Origin of the sequence: Chryseobacterium oranimense (genome assembly GCF_900129755.1) — a bacterium.
Classification (GTDB): domain Bacteria; phylum Bacteroidota; class Bacteroidia; order Flavobacteriales; family Weeksellaceae; genus Chryseobacterium; species Chryseobacterium oranimense.
The window spans coordinates 154,943-170,179 of record NZ_FQWT01000009.1; the positions used below are offsets into that span (position 1 = coordinate 154,943).

Here is a 15,237-nt window from a genome sequence, read left to right on the forward strand (position 1 = left end):
ATGTCCCGTTTCCCATACCAGTTCTTTGATGAGTATGTTGTTCGTACTCCATTATTTTCATATAAAAAGTTTCAGGAAACAATAGATAAAGCGGAACCTCAAGAAGAGTTTTTAAAACAAATCTGTGAAAATTCAATATTTCAGGAAGCCATTTATCTGGCCTCGCCCTATCTGTATTCAGAATTGGAAAATTGGCTTTCGGGAAAAGAAGTTTACTCAAAGGGACTTGAAAAATTAAAAAACACACTGCTGAAATACTACAGCCGTATAAGTACAAGATGTACTCCTTTTGGTCTGTTCTCGGGAGTAAGTTTGGGTAAATTCGCCGGTAAAACTTCTAATCAGTCAGGTTCAGATTCTATAAATAATCAGATAAATACTGACAACTATCATCGCGATACCAAGCTTGACATGCATTATCTAGTCGGTTTATCACAGCATTTTGTAACGATACCAGAAATCAGAAATAGGCTATTATTCTTCCCCAATAACAGTATATACCGAGCAGGTAACAAAATACGTTATGTAGAGTATCAATATACTAATGGGAAAAGAGACTATATTATTTCATCAGCCCCACTTTCGGAAGAGCTAAAGCATATATTATACTTTTCAAAATCGGGAAAAACCATAGAACAGCTTGCCGCACTTCTCATTAATACTGAAATAACTGCAGAAGATGCCGCAGAATTTGTAGATGAGCTTATAGACAATCAGGTATTGATGAGCGAATTGGATCCGAATGTTTCAGGTACTGATTTTCTAAGAATAATTGCTTCTGTATTAAATAAAATTGAAGCGGTAAATGAGGCCGAAACTTTATTTTCTATTCAGAAAAGGCTGGAGAAACTAGATCGGAATATTGGGAACCCCATCTCGGAATATGTAAAAATAGAAGAGCTCGCTAAATCCTTTGGTACTACTTACGAACAGAAATATCTTGTCCAGACTGATCTTTATGATGAAAATAAATTTATATTATCACCTCATTGGAAAAAAGAGCTCAAAAAAGGTATATCTTTTCTAAATAAATTAACAATATACAATGAAGAAACCCATTTAGAAAAATTCAAAAAAATATTTAGAGAAAGATTTGAAACACAGGAGATACCTTTATCACTCGCTTTAGATACAGAAATGGGGATTGGTTATAGGCAAGGTATTCCTGCAGAAGGACTTCATCCATACCTGGAAGATTTACAACTTCCCAACTCTCAAAAAAAGCAGGCAACTATTCAACTTTCACAAATTCATAAAATCCTAAACGAAAAGTTGCAGGAAGCTTTATTGGAGAACCATCATATTATTGAACTATTTGATGAAGATTTTAAAGATTTTAAAGAAAGCTGGCAGGATGTACCCGATACCATATCTTTCATGACAGAAATAATATCTGAAAATAATAGAGAAAAATTATGTATTGAAAGCACTAGCGGAAGCACTGCTGCTAACCTTTTAGGAAGATTCTGTTCAGAAAACTCAGAAGTACAAAAACTTACCAAAACCATTACACAAAAAGAAAAAGAGTTAAATGAGAATTACATTTTAGCAGAAATAATTCATCTTCCCGAGGCTAGGATTGGAAATGTAATAAGAAGATCGACATTAAGAGATTATGAGATTCCCTATCTTGCACAATCAGTTTTACCAGAAGACAACCAAATATTAATAGAAGACTTGTATATTTCTTTGAAAAATAACAGAATCGTTTTATGGTCAAAAAAATTAAACAAAGAAATAAAACCATACTTAACAAACGCACATAACTATTCTATCAATACTCTTCCGGTGTATCATTTCTTGTCAGATCTGCATTCTCAAAATGTACGGACAGGATTATACTTTGATTGGGGTGGACTGAGCAAAATTTATCACTTCTTACCAAGAGTAGAATATAAAAATATTATTATTTCAAAGGCCCGGTGGAAAATAACAGAGAAGGAAATTTTGCAATTTTCATCATCAATTAACCATAAAGAACAATTTCTTATTGAATTTAGAAACTGGCGAAATAAAAGATGCATTCCCAAATGGATCCAATGGGTAAAATCTGATAATAAGCTTACTGTAAATCTGGAAAATTATGATTTGGTAAAAATGTTTATTGATGCTATAAAAAATCAGGCGTATGTTCTAATTGAAGAATTTTTATGGAATGAAAATGATGATTATAAGCGCGAGTTTATCTTTCCAATGTATAAAGACAAGAAATAGGTAATGGTAACAAGAAAATTTAGTCCGGGAACCGAATGGCTTTACCTGAAAATTTATACGGGAATAAAAACGGCAGATGGAATTTTGGAAGAAGCGATACTGCCTTTAGTGGAAGATTTTCAAAAGAATAATTATATTTCACAATGGTTTTTTATTCGTTATACTGATCCAAAACCACATATCAGGCTAAGATTCAGATTAAAGAATATTGAATATTACGGATCAGTGCTTGACAGAATAAACATGACTTTGCTGGAGTATCTTAATAGCGGTGAAATTTCAAATGTTTTAATCGATACCTATAGCAGGGAGATTGAAAGATATGGCGAAAATACGATCGAAGATGCTGAACAGTTATTCTGTAAAAACAGTGAATTTACACTTCTGTGCTTGGGTTATGATGATGAGGAAAAAATTATAATCAGTCTTTACTATATTGATGAAATGCTAAATCGACTTAAAAGAGCAGCTGATGAAAAACTGGATTGGATAAAAAATTATAATCATGCTTTTAAAACCGAATTTAACGCGGATAAAAAAGTGAACAGTCAATTAGATAAAAAATATAGAGAATTTAAGCCAAAATTTATAGAATTTGTCCAGTCTGAAGAATTTTCAGAAGAAAGAAATGTTGTTATTTCCAATATTGAAGAAAGCCATGCTGTCTTTCAAAACATACTGATTCATAATAAAAATGGATCTTTGGGAATGCCTTTACAGCATTTTTTCCAAAGTATTTTTCATATGAATATCAACAGACTTTTTGTTTCCAATCAAAGATTATTTGAAATGGTAATCTATGATTATTTATTGAGATACTACAAAACCTCCGTTTACCAAAACAATCAATAATATAAATAAAAACCTCGCTAGAGAAATTCAGCGAGGTTTAATTTATTCAATATCGAAAATGACCTGTTCGGTCTGTTCCTTAAGATCCTCTAGGTTGGTATTGTTATAGATAATACAGTCAGCCAGTTTTATCTTATCCTTTTCGGGCATTTGCTTTTCCATGACGGCTTCTACTTCACGGTAGGTTTTTCCGTCCCTGTCCATTACTCTTTTCGCTCTGATGTTATCCTCGGCTGTCACCAGGAGTGATTTATAACACTGTCTGTTCAGTTTTAATTCAAACAAAAGGGCTGTTTCTTTAAATACTAAATATTTAGTCTGTTTTTTCAGCCATTCTTCAAAATCAATCCGAACGGCAGGATGAATGATTTCATTTAATTCCTGCAGCTGCTCCTTATTATTGAAAACCTTTTCTGCTACAAATTTGCGGTCATAAAGACCATTGGAATCATAAGCCTCATCGCCCAGTAATTCTTTGATCTTTATCTTCAAATCTTCACTCTCGTTGACAATTGCTTTAGCTCTGTCATCGGAATAATAAACCGGAAACCCGAACTCCTCAATAAACCGGGCTACCGTAGTTTTTCCTGAGCCTATTCCGCCGGTAAGTCCAATCACCTTGGGTGCTGGTTCCGGTTCTGCTTTCTGTGTTTCTGAATGTAACTCTTCCATAATCAAAAATTAATATCCAAAAACATCATTAAAACTGTGAATTTCATCTAATCTCACCCCTTTTTCAGTCATTTTAAGGCTTGCCAGCTCATTATGGGCATCGTGCTCAAAAAATAGCAGATATTCATTATCTACACACTGTTTCAGAAACTTTGCTTTCTCCTCCATAGTAAGAAGGGGTCTTGTATCATATCCCATGACATAAACCGGGTTGATATGTCCTGCAGTAGGAATAAGGTCCGCTGCAAAGACAATTGTTTTTTCCTGATATTGGATTACCGGAAGCATCTGTTTTTCCGTATGGCCGTCTACAAAGATCACATCCATTTTCAGATCAGGGGCAAAACCATAATTTCCTGTAGTAGGAAGAGGTAAAAAGTTTAATTGCCCGCTTTCCTGCATCGGAAGGATATTCTCTTTCAGAAAGCTAGCTTTTTCTCTGGCATTAGGTTCTGTAGCCCATTGCCAGTGGTTTTCATTGGTCCAGAACTGTGCATTTTTAAAAGCAGGTCTGTATCCTGTCCTGTCATCATTCCATTCAATAGCGCCTCCGCAATGGTCAAAATGAAGGTGGGTAAGGAAAACATCGGTGATATCCTCTCTCACAAAACCGAATTTCTTTAAATTTTTGTCAAGACTGTCATCTCCCCAAAGCGAATAATGTCCGAAGAATTTATCATCTTGTTTATTACCAAGACCGCAGTCTACAAGGATCAGTTTCTTGCCGTCTTCTATAAGCAGGGAACGTGTTCCCAGTTCAATCAGGTTTTTTTCGTCTGCAGGATTGGTTTTTTCCCACAGACTCTTTGGGACGACTCCAAACATGGCTCCGCCGTCCAGTTTAAATTTTCCACATTGTATAGGATATAATTTCATATATATATTTTGATTATTATTTCTTTATTAATCTCATTTTCTCAGCAATTTTTCTTCCATTCTCGTCAGAGTGTTCAAGTTCTGAGATAATATTCTGATAATCATGATCTTTTCTGTTCTGGGAAAGTTTCTGCTTGATAAATATTTCTGTTGGAACTATTTTCAGCCCAAAAGCTCCCTTCATTTCCTTTTCTACAAATTCCCTTCCCATATCTTTTACCATAACAGGGCATTTCTGGAATTTTTCATACTTGGAAGTTAATTTCTCCAGATGGTGGTAAAGCTCATCATCGTTCATAAGTTGTACCTTTCCATAAATCTGAACTGCTTCATAGTTCCATGTTGAAACATTCACATGGTCGTACCAGCTGCTTGAAATATAGGTGTGGGCTCCAAGGAAGTCACACAAAACTTCATCACCGTCTTTTAAGATTTTTGCCTGCGGATTTGCTCTTGAAATATGAGTTTCCACATACCTGTTTTCGGGATCATCTTCATTAAGCATCATCATGGAATGGGTTGCTCTTATTTTTTCATCGGAAGAAATAAGTAAAGCAAAAGCATTTTCTCTGATGATTTCTCTCATCAGATCATAATCTTCACTTCTGTATAATTTTGGAACAAACATAGATTCTTAAAATAACTCTCCCGGGTTTTTCGGACGGGATATTTTTAAATGCTGATAAGCTTTATCGGTCACTTCTCTTCCTCGTGGCGTTCTGATGATAAATCCTTCCTGAATCAGGAACGGTTCATACACTTCCTCCAGTGTTTCCGGATTCTCGGCAATTGAAGTAGCCAGAGCAGAAATTCCGACAGGTTTTCCTTTAAAATTTTCAATCATGACACGCATGATCTTATTATCCATTTCATCCAGGCCAAACTCATCCACATTAAGGGAGTTCAAAGCATATTTTGTAATATTGATCTCAATTTCTCCGTTTCCTTTGATCTCTGCAAAATCACGCACCCTTCTTAATAAAGCATTGGCAATTCTCGGAGTTCCACGGCTTCTTCTGGCGATCTCTATGGCTGCATCCTCATAAATCTTACTTCCCAAGACCCTTGAGCTTCTCTGGATAATCATCGATAAAAGTTCAACTGAATAATATTCAAGCCTGCTCTGGATTCCAAATCTGGCCAGCATCGGCTTCGTCAGCATTCCGCTTCTTGTAGTGGCACCTACCAGGGTAAAAGGATTCAGTCCGATCTGTACACTTCTGGCATTCGGGCCGGTTTCCAGCATAATATCTATCTTATAGTCTTCCATGGCAGAATACAGGTATTCCTCCACGACGGGAGACAGACGGTGGATCTCATCAATAAAAAGAACATCATTTTCTTCCAGATTTGTCAGTAACCCGGCTAAGCTTCCCGGTTTATCCAGAACAGGACCGGAAGTGATCTTGCAGTTTACCCCAAGTTCATTGGCGATAATATTGGCCAAAGTGGTTTTACCCAGACCCGGTGGACCGTGCAGAAGAACATGATCGAGGGCACCACCACGCTTTTTGGCAGCACTGACAAAAACTTCAAGGTTTTCCAAAGTTTTTCTCTGCCCCGCAAAGTCCTTAAAACTCTGGGGCCGGATCTGCTCCTCCTGCATAAGCTCTTCATGCGAGTAGTTTTCCTTATCTGGATGTAAAAAATCTGGCATTAATTCATTTCATTTACCTCAAAGATAACAAATTTAGACTAAGGTTGAGGTTTAGGCTGAGAAATTTCAGGGTTTAAAAAAAGGAAGATACTAAGGCTGAAGCAGAGAGTCAGGTAAGGATGAACCGCAATTTAGATTTAAAGAATTGAGATATTTTAAGTATTTTTGAGAGGAAAAATTAATTATTAACAAGCTTTAGCTTTAATCTTAGATAAATGAAATTGATAGGCCCTTTCAAGCAGATCGTAACGTTGGCAGATCTTCCGTTAAGAGGAAAAATATCCGATGACCAGATTGATATCATATTAAATGGTGGAATTTTAATAGATAATGGCTTGATTAATAATGTTGGAGACTTTGAGATATTAAAGAATGACAATCCGGATGCTGAAACAGTAATCGTAGAAGGAGATCAGATTGCCCTTCCCGGATTTGTGGATTCCCACACCCATATCTGCTTTGGAGGAAACCGTGCTAATGATTTTGCAATGCGGAATGCAGGGAAAACATACCTTGAAATAGCAGAAAGCGGAGGCGGAATCTGGAGCTCAGTGCAGCATACGAGAAATGCCTCAGAAGAGGAACTATTAAAGACTTTACTGGAGAGGATCCAATTCCTGATTTCTTTGGGAATTACAACCATTGAAATAAAAAGTGGTTACGGTCTGGATGTGGAAAACGAGCTTAAAATGCTTAGAATAATCAAAAAGGCACAATCTCAGACACCGGCTAAGCTTGTTCCTACATGCCTTTCTGCACACCTGAAACCAAGAGATTTTGAAGGAGGCAATCAGGAATACCTGGAGTATATTCTTACCGAAATTTTACCTAAAGTAAAAGACGAAAATCTTGCTCAACGTGTAGATATATTTATTGAAAAATCTGCATTCCAGCCGGAAGAAAGTAAAGAGTTTCTCCTTAAAACTAAAGATTTAGGTTTTGATATTACTGTTCATGCAGACCAGTTTACACCGGGCAGTTCAAGAATTGCAGTAGAAGTGGGAGCAAAATCTGCAGACCATCTGGAAGCAACTATTGATGAAGATATTGAATTTCTTGCGAAATCAGATACGGTGGCTACTGCTCTTCCGGGGGCAAGCTTAGGACTCGGCGAAAAATTCACTCCAGCCAGAAAATTACTCGATGCCGGAGCTATTGTAGCTATTGCCAGTGACTGGAATCCAGGTTCAGCACCGATGGGTAATTTAATTACACAGGCCTCTATTCTGGCAACTTTTGAAAAACTGACCACAGCTGAGGTATTAGCCGGAATGACATTCCGTGCTGCTTACGCATTAAGTCTTGAAAATATCGGAAAGCTGGAACCCGGTAAAAAAGCGGATTTTGTAACCTTTAAAACCGATAATTTTCAGAATGTCCTTTACAATCAGGGAAGCCTGAATGCAGAGAACGTATATATTGATGGAAACCTGATCCATTAAAATGTGAATTCGGATAAAACGTTAAGGAAAAGCATGATGGAAAAGGACAGATATAAGGCCTTTTGGGATTGGTTTTTAACACATGAAAAAGTATTTTTTGAAGTTGTTAAAAGCAGGGTAAACATAGAACAGCAATTTTTTGATGTCCTTGCCCCTGAACTTGCCAAAATAAACAATGGCTATTATTTCCTGTCCGGAATGTGTGATGAAAATACAGCAGAACTTATCGTTACGGTAGAAGGAGACATCAGGAAAATAGCATTTGCAGAAGAGCTGATTGCTGCCGCTCCGGAGTTGGATCACTGGAAATTTACCGCCCTTAAGCCTGAAACAGATGTAGAAAGTGTAAAAGTCAGGTTAAATGGCTTTGAATTCACGAAAGATAATATCTGTTTTTATTCCAATGAAATAGAAGGCTACCCGGATGAAATTGACCTTACGTTTGTTTATGATGATTTCACTGAAGAAAATAAAAACTCAGTTACAACAGGAATCTGTATTTTCCTGGATAATTTCCTGGGAGAACTGAATTTTGCCACTCAGATCGACACCTTCAGTATCATAGGTAAAAACGAAGCACAGAAAGATCTGGTGCCGATAGAAAAATTAAAAGAATTCCTTCTTTGGCGTGAAAGAGAGTTTACAGAGAAATATAAAGATGTTGGGATTTTAGCCGCTGATGATCAGTTTTCTCTTTTTGAAGGTACGCTGAACAACGGAATGCCGCTTATGGGAGTAATCAATATATCCCTGTTAAAATACAGTGCAAAAGCATCATATCCATGGATTTCACTTTTGAAAATTCATTACCAAGGAAATCATGAAGGACTTCCTCAGGAAAAAGATTACAATGCAATGAATCTTATTGAAGATAAGGCTGTAGAACTTCTTGGTTCTGAAGATGGTCATTTGTACATCGGAAGAGAAACAGCAGACAGTTCAAAAAGCATTTATTTTGCAAGCAATGATTTCAGGCAGGCTTCCAAGGTTTTGGACCGCCTTATAAAAGAAAACAAAGAATATAAAATTTCACTCGAAATTTATAAAGATAAATACTGGCAGAGTTTTGAACGCTATAATGTAAATTAAAAAATCGATGTATGATTTGGCAAGGAAGATTAGACGGAGAAGAGCTCCTTTTCCACAGGATATTTCAAAGAGTAAAAGAGGAACGTAACTACGACCATATTAAAGCAGATGATTTTGTACTGCATGGTTTTGCCGTTGATGAAGGAGTGAGACGAAATAAAGGACGTCAGGGTGCTAAAGATGCTCCTGATGTGATCAGAAAAAATATGTCCAATTTCCCGGTAATCCGCCCGGATTTTTCCCTTCTGGATTTCGGAAATATCACCTGTGAAGACGGTGACTTGGAAAGTACTCAGAACAGTCTCGCGAAAAATGTTTCAAAAGTCTTGTTGAAAGGAGGAAGATCGCTTGTGTTAGGCGGAGGTCATGAAGTGACTTATGCTCATTACCTGGGGGTAAAAACTGCTTTTCCCGAGCAGAAAATTGGAATTATCAATATAGATGCCCATTTCGATAACAGAAAGCCTGAAGAAGGAGTAGGAGCCAGCTCAGGAACAGGTTTCTGGCAGATTGCACAGGAAGGACAGATCAATTCACTGCATATCGGAATCCAGAGAAACTCCAATACCCTGAAACTATTTGATACTGCGCATCAGTACGGGATGAAATATATCCTGGCAGATGAATTGTTTTTTGAAAATCTTCCTTCCATCTATCAGCGGATTGATGAATTGATGAACAATGTAGATGTTCTTTATCTTACCATTTGTATGGATGTTTTTAATGCCTCTATTGCCCCTGGAGTTTCAGCTTCAGCATATAACGGGATTTTTGCGGATACCCCTTTTATGCATTTTTACAGGCATATTTTAAAAAGTAAAAAGCTGATCGCCCTCGATGCTGCAGAAGTCAATCCTTCCCTGGATATTCAGGACAGAACAGCGCGGCTTGCGGCATGTCTTGTGAACGAGTGGTTTATGATTTAAGAAGAAATTATATTATTTCAATAGAGAAAAATCATTGCTTTAATTAGCCTTAAGGAATAAAATTTGTTACTTTCACCGTGCTTTTAGAGTAGAAGCATTCATAAATTCATTTTGTGAATTTAAAACAGAAATTATATTATGGAACAGTTAATTGAAAATAAGCTTATTAAAGCAGATAAGACATTTTCAGAGTGGAGAAAAGTGCCGTTTGAAGAAAGACAGAAGCTGATTGCAAAAGCGGCAGAAATTTTAAAGAACAATTCGGAAAAGTTCGGCAGGATCATTACGACGGAAATGAATAAACCTATTTCGGAGTCGATTGCTGAGGTTGAAAAATGTGCTTTAATGATGAATTATTATGCAGATGCTGAAAATATTTTAAAACCCGAAAAAGTTCAGTCTGAATTTTCTTATTCTGAAGTTCATTATGTTCCGAAAGGTGTAATTTTAGGCGTAATGCCATGGAATTTTCCATTCTGGCAGGTGTTGAGATTTGCTGTTCCGGCGATTTTGGCTGGAAATACAGTAGTGTTGAAACATGCTTCCATTTGTTTCGGAAGTGGAAATGCCATTGAAGATGTTCTTTTAGAGGCCGGTTTTCCTGAGGGTGTTTTCCAGAGTCTGGAAGTGGGGCATACAGTGGTAAAGGAAATTCTTGAGCACGATGCTGTGAAAGGGGTAAGCCTTACCGGTAGTGGAAAAGCAGGTGGAGAAGTGGCTTCAATCGCAGGTTTAAATATCAAAAAATCTTTATTGGAATTAGGGGGAAGTGATGCCTTCATTATTTTCGATGATGCGGATCTGGATGAAGCGGCAAAAGCAGGAGCGAAATCCAGACTTCAGAATTGCGGACAAACCTGCACTGCGGCCAAAAGGTTTATTATTGATGAAAAAATTGAAGATGAATTTTTACCTAAATTCATTGAAGAATATAAGACCTATGAAATTGGAGATCCTTTAAACAAGGAAACCAAATTAGCAGGAATGGCAAGACCTGACCTGGCGGATGAGCTGGAAGCTCAGTTCAACAGGGCGCTGGAAAATGGTGCTGAGATCATCATTCCTCTGGAAAGAATTTCTGAGAATGAATTTAAGCCCGGTTTAATCCGCGTTCAGGAAGGAAATCCTATCTTAAAAGAAGAACTTTTCGGACCTCTTGGAATGATCATGACTGCTAAAAGTGATGAAGAAGCTTTACAAATGGCGAACGATATTCCTTTCGGACTTTCCAATTCCGTTTGGACGAAAAAAACAGAGCGTCAGTTATTCTTTATCGAAAACCTGGAATCGGGGACGGTAAATATCAACAGAATGACAAGTTCTGATCCACGTTTTCCATTCGGTGGAAGCAAAGCTTCAGGATATGGAACGGAGCTTTCTTTATTGGCTTTAAAAGAGTTTGTGACAGCAAGAACAATCGTGGGAAATTAATTTACCATGTAAAAATATAATCATTAAATAAAAAAACTCCCGGAAAAATCTATTTCCGGGAGTTTTTTGTATGATTGTCAAAAAGTAATTTTGCTTATTGCTTATTGCTTATTGCTTATTGCTTATTGCTTATTGCTTATTAAACAGTCGTCAGTCTCAGCGTATTCGTTTTTCCGCCTTCATAAGACGGCGTCGCATTGATATTGATGACAAAATCACCGCTTTCAATATAACCGTGGTTGTGAGTCAGCATATTTACCTGGATAATAGTTTCGTCGGTAGATTTTTTCATGTCGTAATAATAGGCATGAACTCCCCAAAGAAGGTTCAGCATGGTGATCACTCTTCTGTTTCCACTGTAAACGATGATATGGGAATTCGGTCTGTGAGCAGCAAGCTGGAACGCAGTATATCCTGAATGGGTTAAAGTAACGATTGCGGAAACATTTGTTGTTTTAGCAATTCTTACAGCTGCAAGACAAACCCTGTTTGTAATGAACCTTTCATCGATGCAGTTATAATCTTTTTCAATAGGCTCATTTTTGTGCTGGTAAAAATGAGTTTTTTCGATATTCTGGACAATTTTGGCCATGTTTTCCACTACCTGAACCGGATATCTTCCCACAGAAGTTTCTCCCGAAAGCATTACGGCATCCGCACCGTCCAGTACAGAGTTGGCAACGTCATTTACTTCCGCTCTGGTTGGCGTAAGGCTGTTGATCATTGTTTCCATCATCTGCGTGGCAATAATCACCGGCTTGGAATAGAATCTTGCCTTTTCTACCAGGTTTTTCTGGATAGCAGGAACTTCCTCCATCGGAACTTCCACACCAAGGTCACCACGGGCAACCATAAGTCCGTCACATTCCAATAAGATTTCGTCAATATTTTTAACACCTTCCGGCTTTTCGATCTTAGCAATAATAGGAGTTTTGAACTTTCCGTTCGGATGGCTGTCGATCAGCTTTTTAAGGTCAATAATATCCTGTGCGTGACGAACGAAAGAAAGGGCAATCCAATCAACCTCCATGTCAAGCATGAAATTGGCATCCTGAACATCTTTTTCCGTAAGGGCAGGAAGAGATACATTGGTATTCGGAAGATTTACCCCTTTTTTAGAGCTTAGAGGTCCCCCTTGAATAGTTTTTGCTTTTACGGTGTCTATTTCGTTGGTTTCAATAACCTCCAACATTAGTTTTCCGTCATCAATAAGGATTTTTTCCCCAACTTTTACGTCCTGAGGGAACTGCTGGTACGTCATGTAAACCTTGGTAGAATCTCCCTCCATTTTCTCATTGGTAAAGGTAAGGATATCACCAGGATTCAGGTAAGAACCTTCCTTTACGACACCTACTCTCAGTTTCGGGCCCTGAAGGTCTCCCAGGATACCTACAGAAAAACCGTATTCCTGATTAAGCTCTCTGATAATTTCTATATTACTTCGAACTAATTCGTAATCTGCATGTGAAAAATTTATTCTGAAAATATCAACACCTGCTTTCATGAGTCCTAACATTACCTCCTTCGACGATGAAGCTGGCCCTAGTGTTGCGATGATTTTTGTCTTCTTTAAATACTTATTCATAATACTGGATAATTTGATAAAGTTCTTCCTCAGAACCTAATGTATAATCTTGTATCGGAAATACAAGATTTTCAGGGAGCAAAATTACGGAAAAATCAGGAATTTGTTCCGAAGTATGAAGAATATATTCCACATCTACCTGATTATTTAATAAAAATTTAATGTTTTCTTCTTCTGTGAAGAGCTCGGTCTGCAGTTTTTTTTGCTTACTTTCCGAAGACCGGTTCGAAATGAATGTAAAACATGTCTTTGTAAACTTGTCATAAGCTTCAAATCTCGGAAAAAAATAATCATAATAAGCCCCATGAATCATCATGTCTTTCTTTCTTGAAAAGGTAAGGCCGTTGATTTGATTTATTTTGTAGAAAAACTCATGGGCAGGTATATCTTTTGCTAATCTTACCAATCCTATGGTAATATCTTCAAATTCTATATCATCAAGATCATAAAGTTTTTGAATTTCCAAGTATGTTTTCTTTTTTGTTTAAAATATAAAATGCTCTTTGTGCTGCTTTTTCCTCTGCTTTCTTTTTGGAAGTTTCCGTCGCATTGGCGATCTTTTCTTCTCCCAGCCAGACATGGCACCTGAATACAACTGCTTTATTGCCCTGGACCTCTTCACAGGTCTCGTATTTTATATTTACTTTTTTCTTCTGGCTCCATTCAAGCAGAAGACCTTTGTAGCTTACAATTTTATTTTCAAGCTTGTTAATTTCTGTAGGCGTCAGCAATCTTTCCAGAATAATCCTTTTACAGGCATCATAATGGAAGTCCAGATAAACGGCACCAATAAGTGCCTCAAATAAATTTCCGGAAATGTTTTCACCCAATGCTGCGGATCCCTGTTTCTGCAAAAGATCGATCAGCTTCAGGTCTTCACCTAATTTATTAAGGTTCTTCCTATTAACAATTTTAGATTTCATCTGGGTCAGATATCCTTCATTGGCCTGAGGATAGGTCTGGAACAGATGACAGGAAATAATTGTACCCAAAACAGAATCTCCCAAAAATTCAAGTCTTTCGTAATTGCTGTCTTGATTTTTAGAAGAGCTTTTTAAAGAGAAAGCTTCACGGTAAAGAGCAATATTCTGAACCTCTGCGCCCAACATTTTTTTCAGTTCGGTACTGAGGAAATAGTCTCTCTCCGTTAATTTTCTTTTTCTTTGTCTGAGAAGGAATTTAGAAAAGTATTTCTGTAACTCCATTCATTGAATTTAGATTTTCTTAAATAGAACGCAAGCGTTGTGCCCGCCAAATCCAAAAGTATTGCTCATGGCTACTTTTACATCTTTCTTAACAGCGGTGTTGAATGTGAAATTCAGTCTGCTGTCAATATTTTCATCATCAGTAAAATGGTTGATGGTAGGCGGAACCATACCATGAATAATAGTTCCCAATGCAGCGATAGCTTCAATAACTCCGGCAGCTCCCAGAAGGTGACCGGTCATTGATTTTGTAGAATTAATCTGAATATCATAAGCGTGCTCGCCCAATAACTTTGAAATTGCGTTGGATTCTGCAATATCTCCTAATGGAGTAGAGGTACCATGCATGTTGATATGGTCTACTTCATCAGCAGTTAAGCCTGCATCTTCCAGACAGTTTTTCATTACCAGATAAGCGCCTAATCCTTCAGGATGCGGGGCAGTCATGTGATGTGCGTCTGCACTCATACCACCACCTTGTAATTCTGCATAGATTGTTGCACCACGTTTTACGGCGTGCTCATATTCTTCAAGAATGATACATCCTGCACCTTCACCTAATACAAAGCCATCTCTGTCTTTATCAAAAGGTCTTGAAGCTGTTTTAGGATCGTCATTTCTTGTAGAAAGTGCCATCATCGCATTGAATCCACCGACACCACTTGCTGTTACGGCAGCTTCAGAGCCTCCGCATACAATAACGTCTGCTTTTCCAAGCTGGATGATCATCTTGGAGTCAATCAAAGCGTTGGCTGAAGATGCACAGGCAGATACCGTAGTATAGTTCGGCCCGTGAAAGCCATACTCAATTGAGATATGTCCAGGAGTGATATCCGCGATCATTTTAGGAATAAAGAATGGGTTGAATCTTGGAATTTCCGTGTTTGCCCATCCTAAAACCTCAGTTTCGAAAGTCTCCAGACCTCCGATTCCTGAACCCCAGATTACCCCGACTCTGTTTTTATCAACATTGTCTTCCATAATTCTGGAGTGTGCTACCGCTTCTCTTGCGGCTACCAGCCCAAGTTGAGTATTTCGGTCCATTTTTTTTGCCTCTTTCTTATCGAAATGCTGCAACGGATCGAAACCTTTCACTTCACAAGCGAATTTAGTTTTAAAGTTTGTGGCATCAAAAAGAGTAATCGGAGCAGCACCGCTCTCACCTTTAAGAAGATTTTCCCAGTATTCTTTTGCATTATTTCCAATCGGTGTTATTGCGCCAAAACCGGTTACAACTACTCTTTTTAATTCCATAAACTTTTAAAATTTTCTTTTTTGTTGAAGAATA

Annotated in this window: 14 protein-coding genes; 6 read left to right on the forward strand and 8 right to left on the reverse strand. The window is 37.6% G+C overall.

Annotated elements, in window-relative coordinates; all coding sequences use genetic code 11:
• Both BUB03_RS20920 and BUB03_RS20925 read left to right on the forward strand, forming a co-directional pair.
• Positions 1 to 2,214: a lantibiotic dehydratase family protein gene (locus tag BUB03_RS20920; protein ID WP_073066797.1), complete on the forward strand. Its 2,214-nt coding sequence runs from the start codon at positions 1 to 3 to the stop codon at positions 2,212 to 2,214.
• Positions 2,215 to 2,217: 3 nt separating this feature from the next.
• Positions 2,218 to 3,066, forward strand: a complete 849-nt coding sequence (locus BUB03_RS20925) for a thiopeptide-type bacteriocin biosynthesis protein (RefSeq protein ID WP_073066799.1) — start codon at positions 2,218 to 2,220, stop codon at positions 3,064 to 3,066.
• 42 nt (positions 3,067 to 3,108) lie between these two features.
• Here the strand turns inward: BUB03_RS20925 and coaE are convergent, their stop codons facing one another.
• Genes coaE through ruvB form a run of 4 tightly spaced genes read right to left on the reverse strand, consistent with a single transcriptional unit; the run spans position 3,109 to position 6,271 of the window.
• Positions 3,109 to 3,738: a dephospho-CoA kinase gene (gene coaE / locus BUB03_RS20930; RefSeq protein WP_040997469.1), complete on the reverse strand. Its 630-nt coding sequence runs from the start codon at positions 3,736 to 3,738 to the stop codon at positions 3,109 to 3,111.
• A 9-nt stretch (positions 3,739 to 3,747) separates the two neighbouring features.
• Positions 3,748 to 4,614, reverse strand: coding sequence for an MBL fold metallo-hydrolase (locus tag BUB03_RS20935; RefSeq protein ID WP_048502718.1), 867 nt, complete (start codon positions 4,612 to 4,614; stop codon positions 3,748 to 3,750).
• Positions 4,615 to 4,630: 16 nt separating this feature from the next.
• The gene (locus tag BUB03_RS20940; protein WP_073066802.1) at positions 4,631 to 5,242 is read right to left on the reverse strand and encodes an FMN-binding negative transcriptional regulator; all 612 of its coding nucleotides are present in this window, start codon (positions 5,240 to 5,242) and stop codon (positions 4,631 to 4,633) included.
• 6 nt (positions 5,243 to 5,248) lie between these two features.
• Positions 5,249 to 6,271, reverse strand: coding sequence for a Holliday junction branch migration DNA helicase RuvB (gene ruvB / locus BUB03_RS20945; protein ID WP_040997463.1), 1,023 nt, complete (start codon positions 6,269 to 6,271; stop codon positions 5,249 to 5,251).
• Positions 6,272 to 6,486: 215 nt separating this feature from the next.
• Between ruvB and hutI the strand changes: the two genes are divergently transcribed.
• From hutI to BUB03_RS20965, 4 genes are all read left to right on the forward strand, one after another.
• Positions 6,487 to 7,713 (forward strand): imidazolonepropionase, encoded by a 1,227-nt coding sequence (gene hutI / locus BUB03_RS20950; RefSeq protein ID WP_073066805.1) that lies wholly within the window; start codon positions 6,487 to 6,489, stop codon positions 7,711 to 7,713.
• A gap of 3 nt (positions 7,714 to 7,716) precedes the next feature.
• The gene (locus BUB03_RS20955) at positions 7,717 to 8,802 is read left to right on the forward strand and encodes a DUF695 domain-containing protein (RefSeq protein ID WP_228417956.1); all 1,086 of its coding nucleotides are present in this window, start codon (positions 7,717 to 7,719) and stop codon (positions 8,800 to 8,802) included.
• An 11-nt stretch (positions 8,803 to 8,813) separates the two neighbouring features.
• Positions 8,814 to 9,728: a formimidoylglutamase gene (gene hutG / locus BUB03_RS20960; protein ID WP_073066810.1), complete on the forward strand. Its 915-nt coding sequence runs from the start codon at positions 8,814 to 8,816 to the stop codon at positions 9,726 to 9,728.
• Positions 9,729 to 9,866: 138 nt separating this feature from the next.
• Positions 9,867 to 11,159 carry an aldehyde dehydrogenase family protein gene (locus BUB03_RS20965; RefSeq protein WP_073066813.1) on the forward strand — a complete coding sequence of 431 codons (1,293 nt, stop codon included), beginning with the start codon at positions 9,867 to 9,869 and terminating at the stop codon, positions 11,157 to 11,159.
• Between the two features lie 139 nt (positions 11,160 to 11,298).
• On the opposite strand, the gene pyk is transcribed toward BUB03_RS20965, so the two are convergent.
• Genes pyk through fabF form a run of 4 tightly spaced genes read right to left on the reverse strand, consistent with a single transcriptional unit; the run spans position 11,299 to position 15,203 of the window.
• Positions 11,299 to 12,744: a pyruvate kinase gene (pyk, locus tag BUB03_RS20970; RefSeq protein ID WP_040997455.1), complete on the reverse strand. Its 1,446-nt coding sequence runs from the start codon at positions 12,742 to 12,744 to the stop codon at positions 11,299 to 11,301.
• On the reverse strand, positions 12,737 to 13,210 hold the full coding sequence (locus BUB03_RS20975; RefSeq protein WP_040997454.1) for an IPExxxVDY family protein: 474 nt from the start codon (positions 13,208 to 13,210) through the stop codon (positions 12,737 to 12,739). The genes pyk and BUB03_RS20975 overlap by 8 nt, the downstream gene beginning before the upstream one ends.
• Complete coding sequence (gene rnc / locus BUB03_RS20980) at positions 13,188 to 13,949, reverse strand: ribonuclease III (protein WP_040997452.1); 762 nt, start codon at positions 13,947 to 13,949, stop codon at positions 13,188 to 13,190. Before rnc ends, BUB03_RS20975 begins: the two co-directional genes overlap by 23 nt.
• A gap of 9 nt (positions 13,950 to 13,958) precedes the next feature.
• Complete coding sequence (fabF, locus tag BUB03_RS20985; RefSeq protein WP_040997450.1) at positions 13,959 to 15,203, reverse strand: beta-ketoacyl-ACP synthase II; 1,245 nt, start codon at positions 15,201 to 15,203, stop codon at positions 13,959 to 13,961.
• Positions 15,204 to 15,237: the final 34 nt, after the last annotated feature.

Excerpts from the sequence above, each read along its gene's own strand:
- BUB03_RS20920 (WP_073066797.1), top strand. The coding sequence starts at position 1 with ATGTCCCGTTTCCCATACCAGTTCTTTGATGAGTATGTTGTTCGTACT.
- BUB03_RS20925 (WP_073066799.1), top strand. The coding sequence starts at position 2,218 with ATGGTAACAAGAAAATTTAGTCCGGGAACCGAATGGCTTTACCTGAAA.
- coaE (WP_040997469.1), bottom strand. The coding sequence starts at position 3,738 with ATGGAAGAGTTACATTCAGAAACACAGAAAGCAGAACCGGAACCAGCA.
- BUB03_RS20935 (WP_048502718.1), bottom strand. The coding sequence starts at position 4,614 with ATGAAATTATATCCTATACAATGTGGAAAATTTAAACTGGACGGCGGA.
- BUB03_RS20940 (WP_073066802.1), bottom strand. The coding sequence starts at position 5,242 with ATGTTTGTTCCAAAATTATACAGAAGTGAAGATTATGATCTGATGAGA.
- ruvB (WP_040997463.1), bottom strand. The coding sequence starts at position 6,271 with ATGCCAGATTTTTTACATCCAGATAAGGAAAACTACTCGCATGAAGAG.
- hutI (WP_073066805.1), top strand. The coding sequence starts at position 6,487 with ATGAAATTGATAGGCCCTTTCAAGCAGATCGTAACGTTGGCAGATCTT.
- hutG (WP_073066810.1), top strand. The coding sequence starts at position 8,814 with ATGATTTGGCAAGGAAGATTAGACGGAGAAGAGCTCCTTTTCCACAGG.
- BUB03_RS20965 (WP_073066813.1), top strand. The coding sequence starts at position 9,867 with ATGGAACAGTTAATTGAAAATAAGCTTATTAAAGCAGATAAGACATTT.
- pyk (WP_040997455.1), bottom strand. The coding sequence starts at position 12,744 with ATGAATAAGTATTTAAAGAAGACAAAAATCATCGCAACACTAGGGCCA.
- rnc (WP_040997452.1), bottom strand. The coding sequence starts at position 13,949 with ATGGAGTTACAGAAATACTTTTCTAAATTCCTTCTCAGACAAAGAAAA.
- fabF (WP_040997450.1), bottom strand. The coding sequence starts at position 15,203 with ATGGAATTAAAAAGAGTAGTTGTAACCGGTTTTGGCGCAATAACACCG.